The sequence below is a fragment of the Paracoccus sp. NBH48 genome, from assembly GCF_015390265.1.
Taxonomy (GTDB): domain Bacteria; phylum Pseudomonadota; class Alphaproteobacteria; order Rhodobacterales; family Rhodobacteraceae; genus Paracoccus; species Paracoccus marcusii.
Map to the genome: position 1 here is coordinate 410,957 of NZ_VUOJ01000002.1, position 23,415 is coordinate 434,371.

A 23,415-nucleotide genomic window follows, 5' to 3' on the forward strand; every position below is an offset into this window, starting at 1 on the left:
CTTGGTGCGCATCGTGCAACTGATAATCCCGTGTAGGGGGCCTGATACGCCCCCGTTGCCTCCGCAGGGGGCATGCGGCCCGCCCCCTGAAAGGATCCCCGATGGGTACCACCGATGACCTGACCCTGGCGATCGACGCCGCCCATGCAGCCGGAGCGCTGCTGCAGGCGCATTGGAACGACCGCGACCTGCTGACCATCGACGCCAAGCGTCAGGGCGACTTCGTGTCGCAGGCCGACCACCAGTCCGAGGCGCTGCTGCGCGACCGCCTGCTGGGCGCCAACCCCGACGACGGTTGGCTGGGCGAGGAGACCGACGCCCGTCCCGGCCGGCGCCGTTGGATCGTGGACCCCCTGGACGGCACGACGAACTTTCTGCGCGGGATCGCGCATTGGGCGGTGTCCATCGCGCTGGAACAGGACGGGCAACTGGTGCTGGGCGTGGTCCACGACCCGCTGAAGGCAGAAACATTCAGCGCCATGACTGGGTCGGGGCTGCAGCTGAACGGGCGCCGCCTGGACCCTGCCGCGCCGCCGGGCTTTGACGCGGCGCTGTTCGGGACGGGCCTGCCGTTCGGCAACATGCCTTACATCGACGATCACGCGGCCGACCTGGCGCGGGTGCTGCCGGGCACGGCGGGGGTGCGCCGGATGGGTGCCGCGGCGCTGGATCTGGCCTATGTGGCGGCCGGGCGGCTGGACGGGTTCTGGGAACGCCGCCTGCGTCCCTGGGACATCAGCGCCGGCCTGGTCCTGGTCCGCGAGGCCGGGATGCGGGTCGAAGGCTGGACCCCCGACGAACGCCCCGAGGAGACGGGGACCGTCATCACCGCCCCGGCGCCGATCTTCGACCGGCTGGCCGCGACGCTGCGTGCGGACCGCTAGGCCAGCCGCGCGTAAAGATCGCCGGACCCGCCCTGCGGGTCGAGGCCCTTCAGCCAGGCGCGCACGGCATCCGCGTCGCGCCAGTCGTCCCACAGGAACCCGCCCGCCTCGCCGGTCACCGGATTGAAGCGGTAGAGGCCCAGATCCTGCAGCCGGTCGATCACCGCAAGCGTCCGGTCGCGGAACGCCGGCAGGTATTCGACCGACAGCATCGGCAGCGGCTGGCCCAGCCCGGACAGCACGTCCAGCTCGAACCCCTCGACGTCGATCTTGACGAAATCGGGCAGGCCATGCGCCGCGATCAGCGCGTCCATGGTGGTCATCCGCACCTCTTGGCTGCGGTCCCACCGGACATGCTCGAAGCCGGGGGCAGCGGCTGCCTCGGCCGCAAAGCTGGTGCTCAGCGACGACACCGTCGGATGCAGCGACGACACCGCCATGCGGGCCACCGTCTCCGTCGGGCCCACGGCCTGCTGCACCAGCACGATGTCGCGCGGCAAGCTGCGGCGCAGAAAGCCCGCGAACGGCTCCTGCGGTTCGCAGGCCACGACCCTCGCCCCGGCGGCCCGCATGGCGCGCGCCCGGCTGCCCACATGCGCGCCGATGTCGAAGGCCAGGTCGCCCGGTTGCAGCAGCCCGCCATAGAACGCCCGCAGCTGCCTGCGCCGCAGCGGGTTGTAATAGATGGCAAGCGACCGGATCAGCCCCAGATAGGCACGCAGTTGCATCGGGTATCCTCAGGTTTGAACGGTCGCAGCCTAGGGCCATCGGCGGCCCGCGTCCAGAAAACCGGGGCGTGCCGAAACGCCGCGCGAAACTTTGCGACATTCTGCCACAACGCCGCAACCTTTGCGGAACTGCTACGTGTTTCAAGACGTTGCGACTTGCGTGACACCTCAATTTGCAGGGACGAAGGTTGACCAATGCACGTATTTCCCCCGACCACCCCCGCTGCGCTTTCGGTCACCGCGACCGGTGATCCGCTGGCGCTGCGCACGGCCGAACGGGTTGCGCGCATGGTCTCCGATCTCAGGCTTGGCCTGCCCGTCGTGCTGCTGGGCGAGCCCGCCGCGGCGCTGATACTGCCAGTCGAGACGCTGTCGCCGGAACGGTTCGCGGCCCTTGGTTCCGGGGGTGAACTGGTGCTGACGGCCCGCCGTGCGGACGCCCTGCGCCATCGTCCCCACGAAGGTGAGGTCGCCCTGATCCCGGTTCCCGCCGGCGCGCGTCTGGACTGGATCCAGGCGCTGGCCGATCCGTCGCGCCAAATGCCCGCATCGGCCGCCGTGCCCCAGGCACCGCAGCACGCCCCCGCCCCGCTGCACCGCGCCGCCATCCGTCTGGTCAAGGCGGCCGAACTGCTGCCCGCCGTCCTGGTCGTAACCGGCCCCGATGTCGTCGAGACCGCCCTGCGCAACGATCTGGGCATCCTGGCCGCCGATGACGTCCTGAACCAGATCCTGCTGCCCCGCGATCCCCGCCCCGTGTCGGACGCTCGCGTGCCCATGCTGGCGGCCCGAAACGGACGGCTGCACGTGTTCCGCGCGCCCGACGGCGGCCCCGAGCATTACGCGGTCGAGGTCGGCACGCCCGATCGCAACCAGCCCGTGCTGGTCCGCCTGCATTCCGCCTGCTTCACCGGCGACGTGCTGGGCAGCCTGAAATGCGATTGCGGCCCGCAACTGCAGGCCGCCCTGCGCGCGATGGAGGCGAACGGTACCGGCGTCCTGCTGTACCTGAACCAGGAAGGTCGTGGCATCGGCCTTGCCAACAAGATGCGCGCCTATAGCCTGCAGGATCAGGGCCTGGACACGGTCGAGGCCAATCACCGCCTTGGGTTCGAGGATGACGAACGCGATTTCCGCACCGGCGCCGCGTTGCTGCGCCAGATGGGGATCGGCCGCGTGCGCCTGATGACCAACAACCCCGCCAAGATCGCCCGCTTGGACAGCGAGGGCATCGAGGTCGTGGACCGCGTCGCGCTCAAGGTCGGCCGTGGCCCCGAGAACACCCGCTATCTGGACACCAAGGCACGCAAGTCGGGACATCTGCTGGCATGACGGCCCGCGCACTCTGGTGCACCGCACCGGGCGAGGCGCAGTTGCGTCCCGCGCAGGTCGGCGACGGCATCCATGTCCGCAGCCTGTTTTCCGGCATTAGCCGGGGCACAGAACGGCTGGTCCTGTCGGGAAAGGTGCCGTCCAGCGAACATGACCGCATGCGTGCGCCGTTCCAGGAAGGCGACTTTCCGTTTCCGGTCAAGTACGGCTATGCCAATGTCGGTCAGGCAACAGACGGCGCGCTTGCCGGTCGCATGGTCTTTTCGCTGTTCCCCCACCAGACCGAATTTCGCCTGCCGGAGGATGCGCTGATCCCGCTGCCAGACGGGTTGCCGCCGGAACGCGCGATCATGGCCGCGAACATGGAGACCGCGCTGAACATCCTGTGGGACAGCGGCGCGGGCGCGGGTGACCGCATCGCCGTGGTTGGTGGCGGGCTGGTGGGGCTGCTGACGGCCTTCCTGGCCGCGCGGCTGCCGGGGGCAGAGGTCACGGTGATCGACCCCCTGCCCGAACGCGCCGCCATCGCGCGCGACCTGGGTTGCGCCTTTGCAACCCCCGATGATGCCCCCGGGGATCAGGACGTGGTGATCCACACCAGCGCATCCCAAGCCGGGCTGGTGCTGGCGCTGTCCTTGGCCGGGCCGCAGGCCACCATCGCCGAAGCCAGCTGGCACGGTGCCGAACAGGTGACCCTGCCCTTGGGCGGCGCGTTCCACAGCCGTCGTCTGCGCATCGTCAGCACGCAGGTGGGCGGCATCCCGCCCGACCGTGCGCCGCGCTGGACCTATCGACGCCGCCTGACCAAGGCGCTGGACCTGCTTCGAGACGCGAGGCTGGACGCCCTGATCTCGGGGCAGACGGCGTTTGCCGACCTGCCCGACGCCTATCCCGGCATCCTGGCGGACCCCGCCACGCTGTGCCGCCGCATCATCTACTGACCCTGGAGACACCATGTTCGCCGTCGAAGTCCGAGACCACATCATGATCGCCCATTCCTTCCCCTCGCCGACCTTCGGTCCGGCACAGGGGGTGCATGGCGCGACCTTCACCGTAGACTGCGCCTTCTTCGCCGCCGAGATGGATGACGAAAGCCTGGTCGTCGACATCGGCCTTGCAACCGAAGCCCTGGCCGAGACGCTGGCCCCGTTGCGCTACAAGAACCTGGACGACATTCCTGAATTCAAAGGGAAAATGACCACCACAGAATTCCTGTGCAAGCATATCTTCGATCAGATGGCCGGCACCGTGCGGGCCGGCGGGCTGAAGGATGGCGGCCGCGTCAAGAAGCTACGCGTCCTGCTGCACGAAAGCCACATGGCCCGCGCCTGGTACGAAGGGGATATCTGAGCATGGGGTTCTCGGCGGAATGGCTGGGCCTGCGCGAACCCGCCGACATGGCCGCCCGCGACGCGACCCTGATGGCGCAGGCGGCGGTCCTTGCCGGGCCGGACCCGGTCGTGCTGGACTTGGGCTGCGGTACAGGATCGACCCTGCGCACGCTTGGCCCGCATCTGCCGGACAATGCCCGCTGGCACTTGGTCGACAACGATCCAGCCCTGCTGGAGCGCGCCGCGACCGAGGCGCCGGGGCCGCGCCACCGTCCACCAGCTGGACCTGCGCGATCTGGAGGGGCTGCCGCTGGATGGCGTGACGCTGGTCACGGCATCGGCCCTGCTGGACCTGATGCCCGCCGACTGGATCGCCGCGCTGGCCACGCGGCTGGCCGATGCCGGCGTGCCGTTTTATGCGGCACTATCCTATGACGGCATCATGACATGGGATCCGGCGCTGCCGCGCGATGCGGACGTCACGCGGGCGTTCAACGACCATCAGCGCGGCGACAAGGGGCTTGGCCCCGCGCTTGGGCCAGATGCGGCCGTGACCGCCACGCAGATCTTCCGTGACGCGGGCTTCGACGTCCACACCGGCCAAAGCCCGTGGCGGATCGGCCCCGATCACGCCCCGCTGCACCGCGCGCTGATCCAGGGCATCGCCGAGGCCGCATCCGAGACCGGCCTGTCCGTTGCCACCGACTGGGGCCGCAGCCGGATCGCCATGGCAGGCGACAGCCGTTGCCTGATCGGGCATCATGACATGCTGGCCCTGCCCCCCGGCACGGTCTGACACCCAGAGGAGGACCGCCCATGCATGCCGTCGACGTCACCCCTCGGGTCTGGGACCGGCTTCTGTCGGTCCGCACCGGCCAGGCCTGCGCCTGCTGCGGTCGGTTCAGCGCCGGCGAACGCGCGGCGCTTGACCTCTATGCGCCGGTCGCGCGACGCGATCTTGGTCCGGTCACGATCGCGCAGATCGGTCAGTCGCTGGACGGGCGGGTCGCGACGGCCACCGGCGATGCGCGTGATGTGTCCGGCCCCGAAGGTCTTGCCCACCTGCACCGCCTGCGCGCGCTGGTCGACGGGGTGGTGATCGGGGTCAAGACCGCGCTGCACGATCAGCCGCGCCTGACCGTGCGGCTGTGCAGCGGCCACAACCCTGCGCGCATCGTCATCGACCCGCGCGGGCGGCTGCCCGACGATGCGCTTGTGCTTACGGCAGATGGTGCGCGGCGGATCATCGTCACCGGCGCAAACCGCCCCCGCGCCCCGGGGATCGAGGTGTTGCGCCTGCCCGCCCCGGACGGACGTCTGGACCCGATACAGGTGCTTGAAGGCCTGCGGAACATGGGCCTTGGATCGCTGCTGATCGAGGGTGGCGGTATCACCATCACCGGTTTCCTGGAGGCTGGCCTGCTGGACCGGCTGCAGGTGTCGATTGCACCGCTGATCATCGGATCGGGGCCGCAGGGGCTGACGAGCCTGTCCCCGGTGGACAAGCTGAAAGATGCGCTTCGCCCGGACACGCGCGTCTTCGGCATGGGCAGCGACATCGTCTTCGATTGCGCCTTTGGCGATCAGGCGGCGCGGGCGATCCTGCCGCTGCATGCGCCGCAGCCGCTGGTCACCGCCGCCAGCTGAACGAACCCTCGCCCAGGGCCGGGGCGGCACCGTCTGCCACCGTCGGGCTGCGGGACAGGGTGATGGGCGTGCGCAACCCTGCGATGCCCTCGGGCGACACGACCATGCCCCGCGCCTGCGCCTGCGGGTCGGACAGCGCCTCGGACACACGGTTGATCGGACCTGCAGGCACTCCGGCCGCGGTCAGCGCCGCGATCAGGTCGGCGCGGTCGCGCGATTCCATCGCCCACGCCAGGGTCGCGCACAGTGCATCCCGGCCTGCCACCCGCTGCGCGTTCGTGGCCAGCGCCGGGTCATCCGCCAGCGCTGGCAGGTCCAGCGCCAGGCACAGCGCGCGGAACTGACGGTCATTCCCGCAGGCGACGATCAGATGGCCGTCCCGGGCCGGAAAGACCTGATAGGGCACGATGTTCGGATGGGCATTGCCCAACCGCGCGGGTTCGACCCCGCCCAGCAGATGGTTCGCCGCCTGATTGGCCAGCACCCCCAGCGCACAATCGAACAGCGCCAGATCGACCTGCTGCCCCCGCCCCGACCGCGTCCGCTCGGCCAGCGCCGCCTGGATGCCGATGGCGCCATAGAGGCCGGTGAAGATATCGATCCAGGCCACCCCGACCTTCTGCGGATCACCTGCAGGATCGCCGGTCAGCTCCATGATGCCGCCCATGCCCTGGATCATGAAATCGTATCCCGGCTGGCTGGCCCGCGGCCCTGTCTGCCCGAACCCAGTGACCGAGGCATAGACCAGCCGCGGATTGCGTGCCGACAGCGTCGCGTAATCCAGCCCGAACCGTACCAGACCGCCCGTCTTGAAATTCTCGATCACCACATCGGCGCCGTCGATCAGCGCACGCAGACGCTCCAGGTCGCCCGCATCGTTGAAATCGCAGGTGACGCTGGTCTTGCCGCGGTTCGTGGCGTGGAAATAGGCGGCGACCGTCTCCACCGTGCCGTCGGCGCGAAGGCGGTCGATGAAGGGCGGACCCCAACGGCGCGTGTCGTCGCCTTCGGGGGCCTCGACCTTGATGACCTCGGCGCCCAGATCGGCCAGGGTCTGGCCGATCCAGGGACCGGCCAGGATGCGCGCCAGCTCGACGACGCGCAGACCAGAGAGCGGGCCTTCAGGCAAAGGCCTGAAGCCCCGTCTGCGCCCGGCCCAGGATCAGGGCGTGCACGTCATGCGTGCCCTCATAGGTGTTCACCGTCTCCAGGTTCTGGGCGTGGCGCATGACGTGATACTCGGCCTGGATGCCGTTGCCGCCATGCATGTCCCGCGACATCCGCGCAATATCCAGCGCCTTGCCGCAATTGTTGCGCTTGATGATCGAGATCATCTCGGGCGCGAAGCGGCCCTGATCCATCAGGCGACCGACGCGCAGACTGGCCTGAAGGCCCAGGGCGATCTCGGTCTGCATGTCGGCCAGCTTCTTCTGGAACAGCTGCGTCGCGGCCAGGGGCCGGTTGAACTGCTTGCGGTCCATGCCATAGCGATGCGCGCGGAACCAGCAATCCTCGGCCGCCCCCATCACGCCCCAGCTGATGCCGTAACGCGCGCGGTTCAGACAGCCGAAGGGACCCGACATGCCGCTGACATTGGGCAGCAGCGCGTCCTCGGACACCTCCACGTTCTCCATGACGATCTCGCCGGTGATGGATGCGCGCAAGCTCAGCTTGCCGCCGATCTTCGCGCCGACAGCCCCTTCATGCCCTTCTCCAGGACAAAGCCGCGGATCTTGCCGCCATGCGCCTCGGACTTGGCCCAGACCACGAAGACATCCGCGATCGGGCTGTTCGAGATCCACATCTTGGCCCCGTTCAGCACATAGCCGCCTTCGGTCTTGGTCGCGCGGGTCTTCATGCCGGCCGGGTCGGAGCCTGCATCCGGTTCGGTCAAACCAAAGCAGCCAATCCATTCGCCGGATGCCAGCTTCGGCAGGTACTTCATCCGCTGCTCCTCCGACCCATAGGCGTGGATCGGGAACATCACCAGGCTGGACTGCACCGACATCATCGACCGGTATCCGCTGTCGATCCGCTCGACCTCACGCGCGACCAGGCCGTAGGCCACATAGCCCGCGCCGACCCCGCCATATTCCTCGGGGATGGTCACGCCCAGCAGACCGCTGGCGCCCATCTCGCGAAAGATCTCGGGGTCGGTCTGTTCGTTCAGATAGGCGTCGGTGACGCGCGGGGCCAGCTTGTCGGCGGCAAAGGAGGCGGCGGTGTCGCGGATCATCCGCTCATCCTCCTCCAGCTGGTCGTCCAGCAGGAAGGGGTCCTCCCAGGCAAAGGCCGTGCCCTTATGATCGACGGTTGTCTTGTCCAGCATGGCGATGGGTCCTGCATGTGATGACTGTTGGACACAGGGTAACCCGGCAAGCGTCGCATGAAAAACGCTATTTCCTCATGCGTTCATGCATTCTATGAATGATCCATGCGCCAACGTCGGTTCCTGCCCAGCCTGTCCCAACTGATCGCCTTCGAGGCGGTGATGCGCCACGGGTCCGTCACAGCCGCCGCGGACGAGCTGCACCTGACGCAAAGCACCGTCAGCCGGCTGGTCGCGTCACTGGAACGGCAGCTGGGCAAGCCCCTGTTCACCCGCGACCGCAAGCGCCTGACCCCCACCCCCGAGGCCGTGACCTATGCCGCGTCCGTCACCCAGGGGCTGGACGTGATCCAACGCGCCAGCATGGGGCTGATCGCCAATCCGGGCGGGGGGGTGCTGTCGCTGTCGGTGCTGCCGACCTTCGCCACGCGCTGGCTGGCGCCGCGGATCGGACAGTTCCTGTCGGACAATCCCGGCATCTCGATCAACCTGTCGACCAAGATCCAGCGTTTCAGCTTTGCCAGCGAAGCCTTTGACGCGGTGATCTTCTTCGGCCAGCCCGACTGGCCCGACGCGCATCACCTGCGGCTGTTCGACGAACGCCTGACGGCCTGCGCCTCGCCGCAGATGCTGGCGCATCATCCGGTGGCGCATCCCTCGGACATGGCGGGCCTGCCCCTGCTGCAGCTGGAGACGCGGCCTTCGGGCTGGTCCGCATGGTTCGCGGCCCAGGGCGGCACGCCGCCGGCGGTGTCGGGCATGGTGATGGACCAGTTCTCGATGATGATCCAGGCGGCGATCGCAGGGCTTGGCGTGGCGCTGCTGCCCAGCTATCTGGCCCAGCCAGAGATCGACGAGGGCCGCCTGCAGCCGATCCTGCGCGCGGGCGTTCCCGGCGAGGGCGCCTATTGGTTGGCATGGCCCGACCGCCGTCAGGGTGACCCGGCATTTGCGCGGTTTCGCACCTGGATCGCGGATCAGGTCACTGCGGGGTAAGCTCGACGATCGCCTCGACCTCGACCAGCGCGTTGGCGGGCAGCGAGGCCACGTTGACCGCGGTGCGGGCATGGCGTCCCGCATCGCCCCACAGGTCGATGAACAACTGCGACGCACCGTTCACGACCGCCGGTCCATCGCCATAGCCCGGCGGCGCGGCGACGAACCCGCCCAGCCGGATCACCTGCGACACTCGTGACAACGACCCAGCCACCGCGCGGATCGAGAACAGCAGGTTCAGCGCGCACATCCGCGCCGCCGCCTGCCCGTCCGCCATGTCAAAACCAGGACCGATGGGGCCGAAATACTGCGGCACCCCTTCCCATTCGCAGATCTGGCCCGACAGGAACAGCAGATTGCCGCTGACCTTGCCGGGCAGAAACAGCGCCCGCGACGGGGCGGATGGCGGCAGCGCGTGACCAAGGTCGGCCAGGCGCGTCTCTATGGGACAGGTCATGCGGCCTCCTGCGGTTGGCGGGACAGTTGGCAGGCCAGCGCGATCAGCGACAGGTCGGACCCGCGCGGCCCTATCAGCGACAGGCCGAACGGCGCGCCGTCAACGGTTCCGGCGGGAAACACGACCTGAGGCAGCCGCGCCATGCCAGCCACGCACAGCAACCGCTGCGCATCGTGGCGAAAGCCGTCGAACACCGCCTGGGGCGCGTCCAGGCGGAACGGCGCGTCATGCACGACCGGGGCAAGCAAGATGCCGTTCGCGCCCAGCAGGGCGTCCATGTGCCGCGCGAACGCCTCGCGCGCGGCACGGCCCTCGGCGATCTGGTCGGGGGTCAGCGCGTCGGCCGTGTCGGCGCGCCCGTCGATGCCGCGCACCAGCGGCATGCGCGACGCGCGGATGAAGGGCAGGATCGTTTCCTTGGCATCCGCCATGACCGCGGTCAGGAACGTCGCATAGGCCGCATCCACCCCGTCGGGATAGACACTTACCCCGCGCGCAGGCAGATGTCCGAACCCGGCCTGCCAGACCGCGCGCGCCTCTGGCCCCAGCAGGGCCAGCATGTCGGTGGGCACCATCAGGTCCGGCGCGGTCATGGGGGCTGCATCCGCGACCAGCACGGCGGCGGCGCGGGCCAGCACCGTCCCGTCGCGCGCGAACAGCCCGCAGGCGTCGAAGCTGGGCGCCAGCGCCATCGCGCCCGCCATCGGGATCAGGCCGTGGGTCGGCCGCCACCCCCATGTCGCGCAAAAGCTGGCCGGTGCGCGGACCGAGCCGCCGGTATCCGACCCGATGGCGATGTCGGCCAGCCCGCCCGCCACCGCGACCGCCGACCCCGACGACGACCCGCCGGGAATGCAGTCCGGGGCGGCCGGGTTCACGGGCGTGCCGAAATGGGCGTTCATGCCGTACATGGACCACGCCAGTTCGTCCGTGTGGACCTTGCCCACAAAGCGCGCGCCGGCATCCAGCAAGCGCTGGACGCAGGGGGCGGTGTCCGCGTGGACCGGGCTTTCCGCCAGATACAGCGGACACCCCGCCCCGGTGCGGTATCCGGCGACGTGATAGATGTCCTTGACCGCAAGGGTCATGCCCGACAGCGGGCCGTGGTCCGCATGGGGAACCGGGACGGGCGGATAGGGCAGAAAGGCGTGCCAGGGGTCGGTCATGATCTACTCGGCGGCAAGGGTTTCGCCTGCGCGCAGGCAGGCCACGCGGCGGCGGGGGCCGGGCGTCAGGACGGGCGGCAACGCCTGCCGGCAGGCCGGCAGCGCCATCGGACAGCGGGGCGCAAAGGAACAGCTGTCCGGCCGCACCTCCAGCGACGGAGGGGCACCGGGGATCGCGTCCAGCCGCGCGGCCGCGTGCCACGTCATGCAGGTTCGCGGCCAGCAGCCCCTGGGTATAGGGGTGGCGCGGGTTGCGGATGACCTCGCGCGTGGTGCCTTCCTCGACGATCTGGCCGGCATACATGACCGCGATACGTTCCGAGACTTCGACCGCCACGCCGATGTCGTGGGTGACGAAGATCACCCCCATGCCGAATTCGCGCTGCAATTCGCGCAGCAGCAGCAGGATCTGGATCTGCACCGTCGCGTCCAGTGCGGTCGTCGGCTCGTCCGCAAGCAGCAGGCGCGGACGGCAGGCCAGCGCCAATGCAATCATCACCCGCTGCCGCATGCCGCCCGACAGCTCGTGCGGATAATTGGCCAGCCGCCGTTTCGGCGACGGGATGCGCACGCGGTGCAGCATGTCCAGCGCCACGTCCATCGCGTTCTCCCGGGACAGGCCCTTGTGGCGCATCACCGTCTCGGCGATCTGCTGGCCCACGGTATAGACCGGGTCCAGCGCCAGGCCGGGGTCCTGGAACACCATCGACACTTCGCCCCCGCGATAGGACCGCAATGCCCGCCCCGACAGGGTCATGATGTCGGTCCCGTCAAAGCGGATGTCGCCCGACAGGTCGGTGCGTTTTTCCGGCAGCAGGCGCAGCAGGGTCTTCAGCGTGACGCTCTTGCCCGACCCGCTCTCGCCCAGCAGGGCCAGGGTTTCGCCCGGCATCAGGGTCAGGGACAGGTTGTTGATGGCATGGACCGTGCGCCCGCCCTTGAAACGGACGTCCAGATTGTCGATCTGCAACAGCGGCGTCATGCGGGCACCCCCTGTCCGGCGCGCGGATGGCCGGATGCCGGGTCGTGCAGGTGACAGGCGACCCAATGCGGCGACCCGGCGACCATCGGCCCCAGGGCGGGGTGGCGGGTCTTGCAGATGTCGGCCGCAAAGGCGCAGCGGGTGTGGAACCGGCAGCCCGGCGGCGGGTCGATGGGGTTCGGCGGATCGCCGGTCAGCGGCGGCTTCTGCGTGCGGTTGTCCGGGTCCATCGACGGCATCGCGGAAAACAGCGACCGGGTATAGGGATGCGCCTGTTCGGCCCAGATCATGTCGACCGGGGCCAGTTCCACGACCTCGCCCAGATACATCACCAGGATGCGGTCCGATATGTATCGCACCACGTTCAGATCGTGGCTGATGAAGATATAGGTCAGCCCGAATTCGGCCCGCAGGTCCGACAGCAGGTTCAGGACCTGCGCCTCGACCGATTTGTCCAGCGCGCTGACGGCCTCGTCCAGGACCACGACCTTGGGCGACATGACCAGGGCGCGGCGATGTTGATGCGCTGGCGCTGCCCGCCCGACAACTCATGCGGATAGCGGCCCGCAAAGCGGTCGGGATCCAGCCCGACCCGCGCCATCAGGCCGCGCGCCCGGCCCTCCGGATCGTCCAGGCCCTGCACGCGCGCGCCAAAGGCGATGCTGTCCAGGATGGTCATGCGCGGGTTCAGCGAGGCATAGCTGTCCTGGAAGACCATCTGGATGTCGCGGCGCAGCGCGCGCAGGCTGATGTCGCGGCCAAGCGACTTGCCGCCCAGGTCGATGTCGCCCTCATCCCGGTCCACCAGGCCGATCAGCAGTTTCGCCGTGGTGGACTTGCCGCAGCCGGATTCGCCGACGATGCCCAGGGTTTCCCCAGCGCGGACGTCGAAGCTCACGCCGTCCACGGCCTGGACCATGGCCTGGGTGCGGCCAAGGATGCCGCCCTTGATGGGAAAATGCTTCTTCAGGTCGCGGACGCTCAGCAGGGGTTTGTCAGTCGCGGACATTCATCGCACTCCTCAGACCGTCGCTGAGCAGATTGAGGCACAGCGAGGTGGCAAAGATCATCACCCCCGGCAGCGCCGCCAGCCACGGGTTCACATAGATGGCCGACCGCAGCGTGTTCAGCATCAGCCCCCATTCCGGTTCGGGCGGGCGCACGCCGATGCCCAGAAAGGACAGCCCCGCCGCCAGGATCATGCAGACGGACGTCAACGAGGTCGCATAGACGAAGATCGGCGACAGCACGTTGCCGATCACATGCACCCTGATCACCGTCAGCGCATTCGCCCCCGAGGCCCGCGCCGCGTCGATGTAGTCCAGGCTGCGCACGCCCGATGTCACCGCCTCGGCCACGCGGGTCACGGGGGGCACGAAGACGATGGTCAGCGACACCAGGCTGTTCAGCACCCCCGCGCCCAGGGCGCCCGAGATGGCGATGGCCAGCAGGACCGACGGAAAGGCAAAGAACACGTCCACGACCCGCATGATGATCGTGTTGGTGATGCCGCCGACATAGCCCGCAATGATCCCCAGGGTGCCGCCGATGAAGAAGGCAAGCACCACCGGCATCAGCCCGATGAACAGCGTCAGCCGCCCGCCATGGATCAGCCGGGACAGCATGTCGCGGCCCTGCTCGTCCGTTCCCAGCAGGTGCCCGGGCGTGCCGGGGGCGGCCAGGCGCTTGATCATGCTGCCCTGATAGGGGTCGGCCAAGCCCAGCCAGGGCGCAAAGACCGCCGACAGGATCAACAGCGCCAGCACGCCTGCGCAGATCATCGACACCGGATCACGCCGCAGCCGCGACAGCACGCCCGACCAGTAGCCGCGCTGCGCGGGCGGGACGGCGGGGATGTTCGTGGTCACCTGAACCATGCGCTCAGTTCCTTTTTACGCGGGGGTCGATGGCGGCCTGGGCCACATCGACGATCAGGTTCATGCCGACGAAGAACATGGCCAGTACCAGGATCGTCCCCTGCAGCAGCGGCAGGTCGCGCTGAAAGATCGCATTGGACAACAGAAATCCGGAACCGGGCCAGTTGAAGACCGTCTCGATCAGGATCGACCCGCCCAGCAGGTATCCCAGCTGCAACCCCATCACCGACAGCGCGGTCGCGGCGGCGTTGCGGGCCACATGGCGCAGCACGTCGCCGCGGCTGAGGCCCTTGGCGTAAAGCGCCGTCACGAAATCCATGGACAGGATGTCGCCCGCCAGCGCCCGGACGGTGCGTGCGACGATGCCGATGGGCACCACCGCCAGCGTCACCGCAGGCAGGACCAGGTGGCGCATATGCGCCCAGTCCCACTGCCAGTCCTGCGACCCGCCCGGCCCCGCGCCCATCGACGGCAGCCAGCCCAGATTGACCGAAAAGATGATGACCAGCACGATGCCCAGCCAATAGTTCGGCACCGAGACCCCGGTGATCGACAGCGCCGTCACCGCCCGGTCCAGCGCAGTGTCGCGGAAATAGCCCGCCAGGAACCCCAGGAAGATGCCGATCGGAAAGGCGATCACCGCCGCCGCCGCCGCCAGCAGCAGCGAATTGCCGACCGCGCCAAAGACTTCGGCCGCGACGGGGCGGCCCGACGCGATCGAGCGGCCCATCTCTCCCTGCAGCAGGTTGCCGACCCAGATCAGGTATTGCACCGGCACCGGCTTGTCCAAGCCGTATGCCGCGCGCATCGCGGCCTGCTGTTCGGCGGTGGCATCGACCGGCATGATGGCCGTCAGCGGATCGCCCGGCGCGATCTGCACCAGCGCGAAGCAGACGACCGACACCCCGAAGGCCACCGGCAGCACCAGGATCAGGCGTCGAAGGAAATAGCTGAGCACGTCATGTGTCCCTGGCTGGGCCGTACCCGCAAGGGGCGCGGCCGGTTGCGGGTCACTCGGCCATCGTGATGGACGAGAAGTTCAGGTACCAGTTCTGCGGCTGCACGAAGCCCTGTACCTTGGGCGACATGGCGCGGGGCGCCACGTCATGCGTGACCATCAGGAACAGCGCATCATCGACGAACTTCTCATGCGTGCGACGCAAAACCGCGTCCTGTTCGGCGGGGTCGAAGGTCGTCTTGATCTCCTCGAACAGGCCCTGCATGTCCTCGTCGCAGTAATGGCCCCAGTTGGTGCCGTTGGGCGCCACCAGGTCGCAATCCAGGTGCCGGATGAAGCCGGTGAACGGGTCCTGGATGAAGTAGGTGAAGTTGATCGACTGCGACCCCTCGACCGACGGATCGGCGGCGCCCGCGCGCCACAGGTTGATCATCTGGTTCCACTCGACGACCATGAACTCGACGTCGATCCAGGCTTGGGCCAGCGACTGCTGGATGTATTCGTTCATCGGCAGCGGCAGCATCTGGCCCGACCCGGAGGGAGAGATCAGCGCCTTGACCTTCAGCCGGTTGTCGGGGCCGAAGCCCGCTTCGGTCATCAGGGCATGCGCGGCCTCCAGGTCATAGGTGACGTCGAAATCCGGCTCTCCGAACCATTGCGACCCCGGCGGAACGAACCCCTTGGCCGGGATCATCAGCCCGCCCAGCAGCGCGCCCATCGCCTCGCGGTCGATGGCGAGGTTCGCGGCCTTGCGCACGCGGATGTCGTTCCAGGGCGACCCCTCGACCCGGCTCAGGTGCCAGGTCCAGTTATGCGGCAGCGCGTTCTGGGTGATGGCAAAGCCGTTGCCCTGCATCGCGGGAATGGTATCGGGGGCCGGCGCCTCGATCCAGTCGACCTGCCCCGACATCAGCGCGGCCGAACGTGCATTCGATTCCGGCAACGGGATCAGCACCAGCCGGTCCAGCTTGGGAATGCGCGTCTCGTCCCAGTAATCGGCAAAGGGCACCAGCTCGGCCCGTTCGCGCGGGACAAAGGATTCCATCATCCACGGCCCCGTCCCCGACGGCTTGGCCGCGACCTGCTCCCAGTCCTTGCCCAGGGCCTCCCAGTTGGCCTTGGACGACATCATCACCCAGGCCAGCTGATAGGGCAGCGTCGCGTCCGGCTCATGCGTGATGATCTCGACCGTCAGATCGTCCACGGCGCGATAGCTGGCGATGGCGGGAATGCGCGACTTGCCCTGCGCCGATTGGCGCGGATCATACTGTTCGGCGCTTTCGTCCAGCAGCTTGTCCAGGTTCCAGACCACGTTCTCGGCGTTGAACGGGCTGCCGTCGTGGAAGGTCACCCCCCTCGCGCAGCGTGAAGGTCCAGCGGGTGCGGTCGGCCTCGTCGGCCTCCCATGCGGTGGCCAGACCCGGCACTAGGCCCGAGGGCCCGTCGCCCTGCGTCAGGTCCCAGTTGATCAGCGCGTCATAGACCGTATAGCCGATGAAGCGCAGCCCCTCGCCGCCCTGATCGGGCTGGCCGGTGGTCAGCGGGATGTCGGCGGCGGTCATGCCGATGCGCAGCGTGCCTTGGGCCATGGCCGCAGGTCCGGCCAGCACCGCCACCGAAAGCGCCAATGCGGCGATGCCTTTTCTCAGATCAAGCACGGTCGTTCTCCCTGTTGGCCGGGGTCGTTGCTGCCCCGAATTGGGATCACCTTGGCCCGCCCCGGCAGGGCTGCGCAGCGGCGGGCGGCCATCGCGCGGGGGTCGGTTCGCAAAAAACCTGCGCGCTGCACGCCGGGCGGTCAGATTGCTGACAATTCCTGCACGCAATGTTTTCGCCACCGCGGCCGGTCTTTCGGGATGGACAGCGCATCGATAAGCGGGCCACAGGCGCGGGATGATCCTGCTGGCCAATCCCAATGCGAACCCGGTCACGACCGCGGCGATGTGCGCGATCGCGGCGCCGTGGCTGGCGGACCTTCAGGGGTGGACGGCGCCCACAGGGCCGCAGGTGATCGTCACCCCGGACCAGCTGGACCGTGCGGCCGACGGCATCGCGGCGCTGCACCCGCCCGCGGAGTGTCGCGGCGTGATCGTCGCCGCCTTCGGCGATCCGGGCGCGGATCGGCTGGCAGCCCGCCTTGCGGTGCCTGTGATCGGCATCGGGGCCGCAGCCGCGCGGGCGGCGGCGCAGGGGGGGCGCGCCTTTGCGGTCGCGACCACCACCCCTGCCCTGCGGGACCGGATCGACGCGCTGATGCAGGGGCAGAACGGGCGCTATCTGGGCTGTCACATGACCGACAGCCCCAATGTGATGCGCGATCCCTACGCGCTGGATCACGCCCTTCTGGACGCCGTGATGGGGGCCGCGGCAGCCGGTGCCGAGGCGGTGATCATCGGCGGCGGCCCGCTGGCGCAGGCGGCGGTCCGGCTGGCGCCCCTGTCCCCCGTGCCGCTGATCCAGCCCGTCCCCGAGGCCGCGCGCGCGATGGCCCGGCTGCTGGCCGGCTGACGTTACAGGTCCTCGATCCGGACATGGGCGCGGGTGCCGCCCAGGGACTGGAACGCCCGCTGGCGGCAGGTCAGGACCAGCACCTGCTGATCGATGGCGATGCGGTGCAGGGCGGTGAACATCGCCTCGATCCGGTCGTCATCGGTGTGGACCAGCGCATCGTCCAGGATCACCGGGACCGGCCGCCCGGCCTGCGCGAACAGGCGCGCAAAGGCCAGCCGCGTCAGGATTGCCACCTGTTCGCGCGTGCCGCCCGACAGGATGTCCAGCGGTTCGGCCTGTCCGTCACGGGTCAGCGCATGGGGCAGCAGGGTCTGGTCGTCGATCTGCAGCGCCGCGCCGGGATGCAGTATCGACAGCAGCGGCTGCAGCTCGCGCACCACCGGCTTGAAATAGGCATCGCGCTGGCGCGTGCGCGCCTGCTCCAGCGTGTCGCGCAAGCGCGTCAGGGCGGCCATCTCGGCGGCGTAACGGTCGGCGCGGGCCTGGGCCTCGGCGCGCTGCCCGGACAGGTCGTCCAGCGTTTCCTCGATCCCCTCCTCGGCCAACAGCGCGATGCGGGTGTTCAGCGCGGCAAGGTCGCGCTCCATCGTCTCCGCGTCGCGCCGGGCCTGTTCGGCAGCACTGGTGGCACGCGACAGCGCGGCCTGGGCGGTGGTCAGGTCGGGGGCCGCATCCGACAGGGTGGCGCACAGCCGGGCGGCCTCGGCGCTGCGGGCCGACAGGTCGGGCAGCGTGGCGGCCAGCGCATCCAGACGCGCCGCCAGATCGTCCAGCGATCCGGCCTCGGCCAACACATCCGCCAGCGCGCGTTCGGCTGAACGGCGTTCTCCCTCGGCATCGGCACGCGCCTCCCCGGCAGCGGTCGCGGCCTCATGCGCGCTGCGGGATTGGGCCTGCGCCTGCGCCTCGGCGGTATCGGCGGCGGTCAGCACGGGTTCCAGCACCGCGGCGTCCTCGGCATCCGCGGGGGCATCGGCGGCCTCGGCCGTGGCCAGGGCCAGCGCCTCGTGCAAAGCATCCAGGCCCTGCGGCGCCAGATCGTCCAGCGCCTGCGCCCCCTGGCGCAGCGCATCGTCCAGCCGCGTCGCGCGGTTCAGCCGGTCACGCGCATCGGCCAGATCGGCCGCCCCGCAATCCTGCAGCGCCCTTGCCACGTCCCGCTGCGCCTGCGCCAGATCGGCGGCCAGCTGCGCCCCCCGCCCCGATCCCGGATCGACGCTGATCGCACCAAAGCCCGGCAGCGTGACGTGCACCCGCCCCGGCACCGGCCATGCACCCTCGACGGCGGTTCCGTCCGCCAGCGTCGCCAGAGGCCCGTCCGCGTGAAATTCGATGATCACCGCCTGTGCCTCGGCCCGCGCGGCCAGGCGGTCCAGCACCGTCTGTGCCTGATCCAGCCGTGCCATCGTCTTCGGCGTGATGGTCAGCCGCGCCCGCTGTGCCCGATCAGCGTGCAGCTGCGCCTGCAGTGCCTGCGCCCGGTCCAGCCGATGGGTCAGATCGGCCACCCGCGACCGTGCCGCAAGCGCCAGCCGCGCCTGCTGTGCCCGCGACAGGCGTCCGCGCAGATCGCGCGCGATCTCGCCAGCCTGGCGGTGCGCCTCGGCCGCCTGCGAATCGCGCATGGCCAGCGCCTCGGCGCGATCGCGGGCGGCCACCGCGCGCGCTTCGGCCAGACGCAGCGTCTCGCGGGCCTGGGTCACGCGGTCGGACAGCTGTCGGGTCTGGTCGATCTGCTGGCGCGCGGTCGTCTCGGCCATCCGGGCCAGCGTCAGGTCGCGTTCCGCCTGCGCCAGCCGGTCTGCATGCTTGCGGGCGGCCTGATGCGCCTCCTCGGCCTGCGTCAGGGCAGCCTGGCGGGCGCGGGCGGCCTCCGGGTCTGTCACGCGGGCCAGCATGCGCGTCACCTCGGAGCGGCGTGCCAAGTCGCCGGACAGGCGCGCGGCCTTGTCGCGGGCCTCGGTTTCGGCACGGGACAGTCGCTCGGCCTCCTCGATGGCGCGCTGCCATTCGCCCCCGGCCCTGGGGCGGCCGGTGGCGGTGGCCAGCCGCGCCATCTCCTGTCCGACGCGGTCCAGGACCGCATCCATGCGCCGCCCCCCGGTCATCATGTCGATCTCTCCTGCGACGGAAGACAGCAGGTCGCGCCGGGTTCCAAGGTTGCGATCGCGGTCTTGCCGGTCCGCGGTGCTGTTGCCTTCCGGCTCCAGCCCCAGCAGGCCCTGGCGGACCCACAACAGACCCGACGGTCCGGCCAGCCCCCCGTCCAGCAGGCGGTCGATCCAGGCCTCGGCCTCGTCCTCTTGGGCGATCAGCCGGCCTTGCGCGTCCGTGATCCGCGCCTGCGCCCGCGACAGGAAACGCTTGTGGATGCGGAACCGCCCTTGGGTGGATTCGATCTCGACCGCCACCTCCGGCGCGCCGCCGGCATGGGGCTGCAGCGCCTTGACCGGTGCGCGGCTGCTGCGGTGGCGTTCAAAGAACAGCGCGTGCAGCGCGTCGAAAAAGGTGGATTTGCCGAATTCGTTCGGTTCGGACAGAACCGTGATGCCGTCGCCCAGGTCGGACAGCACCGCCCGGCGCCCGGCAAAGCGGCGAAGGTTGGTCAGCTCGATCGCGCGCAGCTTCATGCCTGCACCTCCTGCGCAAAGCTGTACAGGCGCGACAGCGCCGCGGCCGAGATGTCGCGGTCGGCCTGCGACCGCTGCGGGTCGGTCGTGTCCGCCAGCAGCGCGTCGGCGGCGTGGCGCAGCGCGCCCGCGCGGTCGATCAGGTCCAGATCGTCGGGCCGGGCCTCGACCTGCAGGGCGGACAAGTCGGCGGCGAACCAGCCGTAATCGGGCGCAGCCGCCTGCAGGGCCGCGTCCAGCACCGCACGGTCCGACAGGGCCAGCCTGCCGCCTGCCGTCACGCTGACCAGATGATCGCGCGCGCGTTCCGTCGGCAGGGCGCGCGTCAGCGCCGCCCGCACATCCGCGCCCGGCAGCAGGTCCAGGTGCGGGCGGCTCCAGCGGAATTGCCCCACGGGCACCGCCCGCGCCGTCACCTGGACGCCCAGTTCGACCAGCAGCGCACCCGCCGGGCCGTCATGCTTGAAGCTGTCGGCCTCGGGCGCGCCCGAATACCAGGTCGCGGGGCCGATCTGACGCTGTCCGTGCCAATCGCCAAGTGCTAGGTAATCCAGCCCCGACCGCGCCGCACGGTCGGGCGGAATGATGCCCGTTCGCCCGTCGCTCTCGTCGAAATCCGTCACCGGGCCGTGGCCCAGGCCGATCCGCCGCGCGCCTTGCGGCGTGGCCGCGTCCATCGCCTGCGTCAGGTCGCGTCCGGCGCGACGCTGCGTGCACGGCGCGGGCAGCAGCCAGACGTCGTCGGCCAGGGTCACCGGGCTGTCATCCAGCAGGGGTTGCAGGTTCGCCGGTCCATCGGTCGCGATACGCCGCCACAGCTCCGTCGCCGCCAGGCTGTCATGGTTGCCGGGCAGCATGATCCAGCGGATGTCTGCCTCCTCCGCCATCGCGCGAAGGGCCTGGCGCAGGGTGTCGGGGGCCGGGGTTTCCGCGTCGAAACTGTCGCCCGCCAACAGCACGACCTGTGCACCGCCCTGCCGGGCGGACTGGGCCAGACGCCCGATGGCGGCATGACGCGCCTCGCGCAGGCGGTTGCGGATACCCTCGGGATAGCCGCCGAAGGGCTTGCCCAAATGCAGGTCCGATGCGTGCAGAAAGCGGAATGTCATGCGTGAAAATCCTTGTCGTTCAACGGGTCGCAGTCACGGATCAAGGTCGATCCGCAATTGCAGCGGGTCGGTGCCCATGTCGAACGCGGCCTCGTCAAAGCGCGGCGCGCGCAGGCGCGGTGCAGGCCCGACAGAAATGCCCCAGCGTTCCTGCGGCATTCCCAGCACGTTTGTGTCCAGCCGCCCGTTGCCATTCGCGTCATGCAGCACCGCCACCGCATAGCGCCCCGGCGTCACGCCCTCGAACGTGCAGACAGCCTGGCCACCGCGCGGCGGGGACGCGTCATGGACCGCGCCCGCCCCGTCGGGAAACCCCGCGGGATCGGCATGCAGGCTGCAGGCCAGCACGCCGCGGTCATCGGGGATGCCGGTCACCGTCACCTGGATGGTGCCCGCGATCGCGGGCGCGGCCAGCGTGGTTGCGGCGACCAAGGCCGCGATCCCGATCCTGCGACGATGCTGCATCCGTTCCCCCGTGACGGTCGTGACATGACGTGGCAGGTCACCACGAAACGCGGTGCCGGACAACCGCCGCCAGGGCCTGATACGCAGATGGCCGCGCCTTTGCGGGCGCGGCCATCGACACGTCACCGTGAGGGACGATCAGATCTGGCGTTCGGGCATCTGCACGACCAAGCCGTCCAGCGCCTCGGTCACCTTCAGCTGGCAGGTTAGGCGCGACCGCTCGGGGTCAGGCTTGTAGGCAAAGTCCAGCATGTCCTGCTCCATCGGGTCCACCGGCGGCAGCTTGTCCGTCCATTCCGGCGCCACATAGACATGGCAGGTCGAACAGGCGCAGGCGCCGCCGCAATCGGCGTCGATGCCGGGGATGCCGTTGTCGCGCGCACCCTCCATCACGGTCATGCCGGGGCGGACCTCGACCTGGTGGCGGGTGCCGTTGTGTTCGATATAGGTAATCTTCGCCATGAGTGCTTGTTCCCTTGTGTTCCCCGGAATTACGGGATCGGACGGCCATTGAAAAGGGGCAGCCCCGAAAGGCCGCCCCTCTTTTGCCATGGGCCGCGGCTTATTCGACCGGAGCCGTGTCCTCGTCCGCGGGGGCGGTCTCTGACAGGGGCAGTGCCACGAACAGCGGCTCTCCGCCACGGCGGATCAGCATCAGGACCGACCGGCGACCGGCCTCGCGGGCCTCGTCGATGCGGGCGTTCAGGTCGGCCACGCTGGCGACGGACTGCTGGTTGACGTCGGTGATGATGTCACCGGGGGCCAGGCCCTTCTCGGCGGCCGCACCCTCGGGGTCGATGCCGGTGATCGCCAGGCCGGTCGCGTCGCGCGGCGCACCCAACTCGGCCGCCATTTCAGGCGTCAGCACCGTCACGGTCATGCCCAGGACATCGCTCTCCGACGGCTCTGCCGCCGCGGGCGATTCCGACGCGCCGTTCTGCGCCGTCTCGCGGCGACCCAGGGTCACGTCCAGCGTCAGTTCGTCGCCGTCGCGCATCACCACGACCTGCGCGGTCTCTCCGGCCGGGGCCTCGGCCACGCGGCGGACCAGGCCGCGGGTGTCCTCGACCTCGGTGCCGGCAAAGCTGGTGATGACGTCGCCCGTCTGCAGGCCTGCATCGCGCGCCGGGCCTTCGGGAACGTCGGTGATCATCGCGCCGCCAGCCACGTTCAGACCCATCGCCTCGGACATTTCCGGGGTCACATCCTGGATCATGACACCCAGCCACCCGCGACGGGTCTCGCCGAATTCCTGCAGCTGTTCAACGACTTGCGACACGACATTCGACGCCATCGAGAAACCGATGCCGATCGATCCGCCGTTGGGCGACAGGATCGCGGTGTTCACGCCGATCACCTCGCCCTTCAGGTTGAACAGCGGCCCGCCGGAGTTGCCGCGGTTGATCGCCGCGTCGGTCTGCAGATAGTCGTCATAGGTCCCCGACAGCTCGCGGTTGCGCGCCGACACGATCCCGGAACTGGCCGAAAAGCCCTGACCCAGCGGGTTGCCAAGCGCAAGGACCCAGTCGCCCACGCGGGCGCTGTCGCTGTCGCCGAAAGTGACGAAGGGGATCGGCGTCTCGCTGGTGACCTTCAGCAGGGCCACGTCGGTGTTCGGGTCGGTACCCACCACCTCGGCGGGCAACGTCTCGCCGGAATAGAACTCGATCTCGATCTGGTCGGCGCCCTCGATGACATGGTTGTTCGTGACGATGAACCCGTCGGCCGAGATGACGAAGCCCGAACCCAGCGCGTTGGACCGCTGCGGGCTGCGGGGCGTCGGCATCCCTTCCGGTGCACCGGGGCCGCCGGGCAGGCCGAATTCGCGGAACAGGTCGGCAAAGGGGCTGCCCTCGGGGAAGGCCGGCCCGCCGGTCGGCTGCGACACGACCGAGGTCGTGGTGATGTTCACCACCGCGGGCGAGACCTGCTGCGCCAGGTCGGCAAAGCTGCCGGGCATTACCTGGGACGTGTCGGCGGTCGCGGCATCCGCCCCCAGCGGCTGGTTGGCCT

Annotated in this window: 25 protein-coding genes and 2 pseudogenes; 9 read left to right on the forward strand and 18 right to left on the reverse strand. The window is 69.3% G+C overall.

Translation table 11 applies throughout. The features are described 5' to 3' along the window. Window positions 1-101: 101 nt before the first annotated feature. Window positions 102-884, forward strand: a complete 783-nt coding sequence (locus F1642_RS05555) for an inositol monophosphatase family protein (RefSeq protein WP_194885714.1) — start codon at window positions 102-104, stop codon at window positions 882-884. Here the strand turns inward: F1642_RS05555 and F1642_RS05560 are convergent. Further along, window positions 881-1,612, reverse strand: a complete 732-nt coding sequence (locus F1642_RS05560) for an FkbM family methyltransferase (protein ID WP_194885715.1) — start codon at window positions 1,610-1,612, stop codon at window positions 881-883. The genes F1642_RS05555 and F1642_RS05560 overlap by 4 nt on opposite strands. 195 nt (window positions 1,613-1,807) lie before the next feature. On the opposite strand from F1642_RS05560, the gene ribA reads away from it, so the two are divergent. The 6 genes from ribA (at window position 1,808) to F1642_RS05585 (ending at window position 5,922) form a co-directional block, all read left to right on the forward strand. Continuing rightward, window positions 1,808-2,944 (forward strand): GTP cyclohydrolase II, encoded by a 1,137-nt coding sequence (ribA, locus tag F1642_RS05565; RefSeq protein ID WP_139598337.1) that lies wholly within the window; start codon window positions 1,808-1,810, stop codon window positions 2,942-2,944. Next, entirely contained in the window at window positions 2,941-3,885 is a 945-nt protein-coding gene (locus F1642_RS05570; protein ID WP_194885716.1) for a zinc-binding alcohol dehydrogenase, read from the forward strand. The genes ribA and F1642_RS05570 overlap by 4 nt, the downstream gene beginning before the upstream one ends. Window positions 3,886-3,898: 13 nt before the next feature. Continuing rightward, entirely contained in the window at window positions 3,899-4,294 is a 396-nt protein-coding gene (locus F1642_RS05575; RefSeq protein ID WP_045998886.1) for a 6-carboxytetrahydropterin synthase, read from the forward strand. A 71-nt stretch (window positions 4,295-4,365) separates the two neighbouring features. After that, complete coding sequence (locus tag F1642_RS16375) at window positions 4,366-4,710, forward strand: methyltransferase domain-containing protein (RefSeq protein ID WP_370582807.1); 345 nt, start codon at window positions 4,366-4,368, stop codon at window positions 4,708-4,710. Continuing rightward, a complete protein-coding gene (locus tag F1642_RS05580) occupies window positions 4,595-5,071 on the forward strand; it encodes a hypothetical protein (protein WP_370582792.1) in 477 nt (158 codons plus the stop codon). Before F1642_RS16375 ends, F1642_RS05580 begins: the two co-directional genes overlap by 116 nt. Before the next feature lie 20 nt (window positions 5,072-5,091). Continuing rightward, window positions 5,092-5,922, forward strand: a complete 831-nt coding sequence (locus tag F1642_RS05585) for a RibD family protein (protein ID WP_194885717.1) — start codon at window positions 5,092-5,094, stop codon at window positions 5,920-5,922. Here the strand turns inward: F1642_RS05585 and F1642_RS05590 are convergent. Then, complete coding sequence (locus tag F1642_RS05590) at window positions 5,906-7,051, reverse strand: CaiB/BaiF CoA-transferase family protein (RefSeq protein ID WP_194885718.1); 1,146 nt, start codon at window positions 7,049-7,051, stop codon at window positions 5,906-5,908. The two genes, F1642_RS05585 and F1642_RS05590, sit on opposite strands and share 17 nt — an antisense overlap. Further along, window positions 7,044-8,251: pseudogene (locus tag F1642_RS05595) on the reverse strand (acyl-CoA dehydrogenase). The gene F1642_RS05590 and the pseudogene F1642_RS05595 overlap by 8 nt, the downstream one beginning before the upstream one ends. 105 nt (window positions 8,252-8,356) lie before the next feature. On the opposite strand from F1642_RS05595, the gene F1642_RS05600 reads away from it, so the two are divergent. After that, complete coding sequence (locus tag F1642_RS05600; protein WP_139598389.1) at window positions 8,357-9,247, forward strand: LysR substrate-binding domain-containing protein; 891 nt, start codon at window positions 8,357-8,359, stop codon at window positions 9,245-9,247. Here F1642_RS05600 and F1642_RS05605 read toward each other — a convergent pair. The 10 genes and pseudogenes from F1642_RS05605 to F1642_RS15500 form a co-directional block, all read right to left on the reverse strand. Next, window positions 9,234-9,704, reverse strand: coding sequence for a RidA family protein (locus F1642_RS05605; protein ID WP_194885719.1), 471 nt, complete (start codon window positions 9,702-9,704; stop codon window positions 9,234-9,236). The genes F1642_RS05600 and F1642_RS05605 overlap by 14 nt on opposite strands. Next, window positions 9,701-10,870 carry an amidase gene (locus F1642_RS05610; protein WP_194885720.1) on the reverse strand — a complete coding sequence of 390 codons (1,170 nt, stop codon included), beginning with the start codon at window positions 10,868-10,870 and terminating at the stop codon, window positions 9,701-9,703. Before F1642_RS05610 ends, F1642_RS05605 begins: the two co-directional genes overlap by 4 nt. 3 nt (window positions 10,871-10,873) lie before the next feature. Further along, window positions 10,874-11,170, reverse strand: a complete 297-nt coding sequence (locus F1642_RS15480) for a hypothetical protein (RefSeq protein WP_370582793.1) — start codon at window positions 11,168-11,170, stop codon at window positions 10,874-10,876. After that, window positions 11,118-11,852, reverse strand: a pseudogene (locus F1642_RS16380) (ABC transporter ATP-binding protein); the annotation flags it as partial. The gene F1642_RS15480 and the pseudogene F1642_RS16380, both read right to left, overlap by 53 nt. After that, entirely contained in the window at window positions 11,849-12,352 is a 504-nt protein-coding gene (locus F1642_RS15490) for an ABC transporter ATP-binding protein (protein ID WP_255522148.1), read from the reverse strand. The gene F1642_RS15490 and the pseudogene F1642_RS16380, both read right to left, overlap by 4 nt. Beyond that, window positions 12,280-12,861: an ATP-binding cassette domain-containing protein gene (locus F1642_RS15495; protein WP_255522149.1), complete on the reverse strand. Its 582-nt coding sequence runs from the start codon at window positions 12,859-12,861 to the stop codon at window positions 12,280-12,282. The genes F1642_RS15490 and F1642_RS15495 overlap by 73 nt, the downstream gene beginning before the upstream one ends. After that, window positions 12,848-13,729: an ABC transporter permease gene (locus F1642_RS05625; RefSeq protein ID WP_127898824.1), complete on the reverse strand. Its 882-nt coding sequence runs from the start codon at window positions 13,727-13,729 to the stop codon at window positions 12,848-12,850. The genes F1642_RS15495 and F1642_RS05625 overlap by 14 nt, the downstream gene beginning before the upstream one ends. A gap of 4 nt (window positions 13,730-13,733) precedes the next feature. Next, window positions 13,734-14,687: an ABC transporter permease gene (locus F1642_RS05630; protein WP_148912121.1), complete on the reverse strand. Its 954-nt coding sequence runs from the start codon at window positions 14,685-14,687 to the stop codon at window positions 13,734-13,736. 52 nt (window positions 14,688-14,739) lie between these two features. After that, entirely contained in the window at window positions 14,740-16,038 is a 1,299-nt protein-coding gene (locus F1642_RS05635) for an ABC transporter substrate-binding protein (protein ID WP_370582794.1), read from the reverse strand. Then, window positions 15,950-16,345 (reverse strand): hypothetical protein, encoded by a 396-nt coding sequence (locus F1642_RS15500; protein ID WP_255522150.1) that lies wholly within the window; start codon window positions 16,343-16,345, stop codon window positions 15,950-15,952. The genes F1642_RS05635 and F1642_RS15500 overlap by 89 nt, the downstream gene beginning before the upstream one ends. 235 nt (window positions 16,346-16,580) lie before the next feature. Here F1642_RS15500 and F1642_RS05640 point away from each other — a divergent pair, with 235 nt between their 5' ends. Beyond that, the gene (locus F1642_RS05640) at window positions 16,581-17,195 is read left to right on the forward strand and encodes an aspartate/glutamate racemase family protein (RefSeq protein WP_194885721.1); all 615 of its coding nucleotides are present in this window, start codon (window positions 16,581-16,583) and stop codon (window positions 17,193-17,195) included. Window positions 17,196-17,197: 2 nt separating this feature from the next. Here the strand turns inward: F1642_RS05640 and F1642_RS05645 are convergent, their stop codons facing one another. From F1642_RS05645 to F1642_RS05665, 5 genes are all read right to left on the reverse strand, one after another. Then, window positions 17,198-19,828 carry an ATP-binding protein gene (locus F1642_RS05645; protein WP_194885722.1) on the reverse strand — a complete coding sequence of 877 codons (2,631 nt, stop codon included), beginning with the start codon at window positions 19,826-19,828 and terminating at the stop codon, window positions 17,198-17,200. After that, window positions 19,825-20,937: a DNA repair exonuclease gene (locus tag F1642_RS05650; protein ID WP_045998871.1), complete on the reverse strand. Its 1,113-nt coding sequence runs from the start codon at window positions 20,935-20,937 to the stop codon at window positions 19,825-19,827. The genes F1642_RS05645 and F1642_RS05650 overlap by 4 nt, the downstream gene beginning before the upstream one ends. 33 nt (window positions 20,938-20,970) lie before the next feature. Beyond that, window positions 20,971-21,402, reverse strand: a complete 432-nt coding sequence (locus F1642_RS05655; protein ID WP_045998870.1) for a DUF2141 domain-containing protein — start codon at window positions 21,400-21,402, stop codon at window positions 20,971-20,973. Window positions 21,403-21,540: 138 nt separating this feature from the next. Further along, the gene (locus F1642_RS05660; protein ID WP_045998869.1) at window positions 21,541-21,864 is read right to left on the reverse strand and encodes a 2Fe-2S iron-sulfur cluster-binding protein; all 324 of its coding nucleotides are present in this window, start codon (window positions 21,862-21,864) and stop codon (window positions 21,541-21,543) included. Between the two features lie 100 nt (window positions 21,865-21,964). Next, window positions 21,965-23,362, reverse strand: a complete 1,398-nt coding sequence (locus F1642_RS05665; protein ID WP_232303267.1) for a DegQ family serine endoprotease — start codon at window positions 23,360-23,362, stop codon at window positions 21,965-21,967. Window positions 23,363-23,415 lie beyond the last annotated feature (53 nt).

What these genes read in the sequence shown, in the direction of transcription:
- F1642_RS15490 (WP_255522148.1), bottom strand. Translation starts at nt 12,352, where the DNA reads ATGTCGCCCAAGGTCGTGGTCCTGGACGAGGCCGTCAGCGCGCTGGAC.
- F1642_RS05585 (WP_194885717.1), top strand. Translation starts at nt 5,092, where the DNA reads ATGCATGCCGTCGACGTCACCCCTCGGGTCTGGGACCGGCTTCTGTCG.
- F1642_RS05665 (WP_232303267.1), bottom strand. Translation starts at nt 23,362, where the DNA reads ATGCCCGGCAGCTTTGCCGACCTGGCGCAGCAGGTCTCGCCCGCGGTG.
- F1642_RS05625 (WP_127898824.1), bottom strand. Translation starts at nt 13,729, where the DNA reads ATGGTTCAGGTGACCACGAACATCCCCGCCGTCCCGCCCGCGCAGCGC.
- F1642_RS05575 (WP_045998886.1), top strand. Translation starts at nt 3,899, where the DNA reads ATGTTCGCCGTCGAAGTCCGAGACCACATCATGATCGCCCATTCCTTC.
- F1642_RS05610 (WP_194885720.1), bottom strand. Translation starts at nt 10,870, where the DNA reads ATGACCGACCCCTGGCACGCCTTTCTGCCCTATCCGCCCGTCCCGGTT.
- F1642_RS05640 (WP_194885721.1), top strand. Translation starts at nt 16,581, where the DNA reads ATGATCCTGCTGGCCAATCCCAATGCGAACCCGGTCACGACCGCGGCG.
- F1642_RS15495 (WP_255522149.1), bottom strand. Translation starts at nt 12,861, where the DNA reads ATGTCCGCGACTGACAAACCCCTGCTGAGCGTCCGCGACCTGAAGAAG.
- F1642_RS05570 (WP_194885716.1), top strand. Translation starts at nt 2,941, where the DNA reads ATGACGGCCCGCGCACTCTGGTGCACCGCACCGGGCGAGGCGCAGTTG.
- F1642_RS05645 (WP_194885722.1), bottom strand. Translation starts at nt 19,828, where the DNA reads ATGAAGCTGCGCGCGATCGAGCTGACCAACCTTCGCCGCTTTGCCGGG.
- F1642_RS05655 (WP_045998870.1), bottom strand. Translation starts at nt 21,402, where the DNA reads ATGCAGCATCGTCGCAGGATCGGGATCGCGGCCTTGGTCGCCGCAACC.
- F1642_RS05600 (WP_139598389.1), top strand. Translation starts at nt 8,357, where the DNA reads ATGCGCCAACGTCGGTTCCTGCCCAGCCTGTCCCAACTGATCGCCTTC.
- F1642_RS05650 (WP_045998871.1), bottom strand. Translation starts at nt 20,937, where the DNA reads ATGACATTCCGCTTTCTGCACGCATCGGACCTGCATTTGGGCAAGCCC.
- F1642_RS16375 (WP_370582807.1), top strand. Translation starts at nt 4,366, where the DNA reads ATGGCGCAGGCGGCGGTCCTTGCCGGGCCGGACCCGGTCGTGCTGGAC.
- ribA (WP_139598337.1), top strand. Translation starts at nt 1,808, where the DNA reads ATGCACGTATTTCCCCCGACCACCCCCGCTGCGCTTTCGGTCACCGCG.
- F1642_RS05660 (WP_045998869.1), bottom strand. Translation starts at nt 21,864, where the DNA reads ATGGCGAAGATTACCTATATCGAACACAACGGCACCCGCCACCAGGTC.
- F1642_RS05605 (WP_194885719.1), bottom strand. Translation starts at nt 9,704, where the DNA reads ATGACCTGTCCCATAGAGACGCGCCTGGCCGACCTTGGTCACGCGCTG.
- F1642_RS05560 (WP_194885715.1), bottom strand. Translation starts at nt 1,612, where the DNA reads ATGCAACTGCGTGCCTATCTGGGGCTGATCCGGTCGCTTGCCATCTAT.
- F1642_RS05555 (WP_194885714.1), top strand. Translation starts at nt 102, where the DNA reads ATGGGTACCACCGATGACCTGACCCTGGCGATCGACGCCGCCCATGCA.
- F1642_RS15480 (WP_370582793.1), bottom strand. Translation starts at nt 11,170, where the DNA reads ATGCCGGCCAGATCGTCGAGGAAGGCACCACGCGCGAGGTCATCCGCA.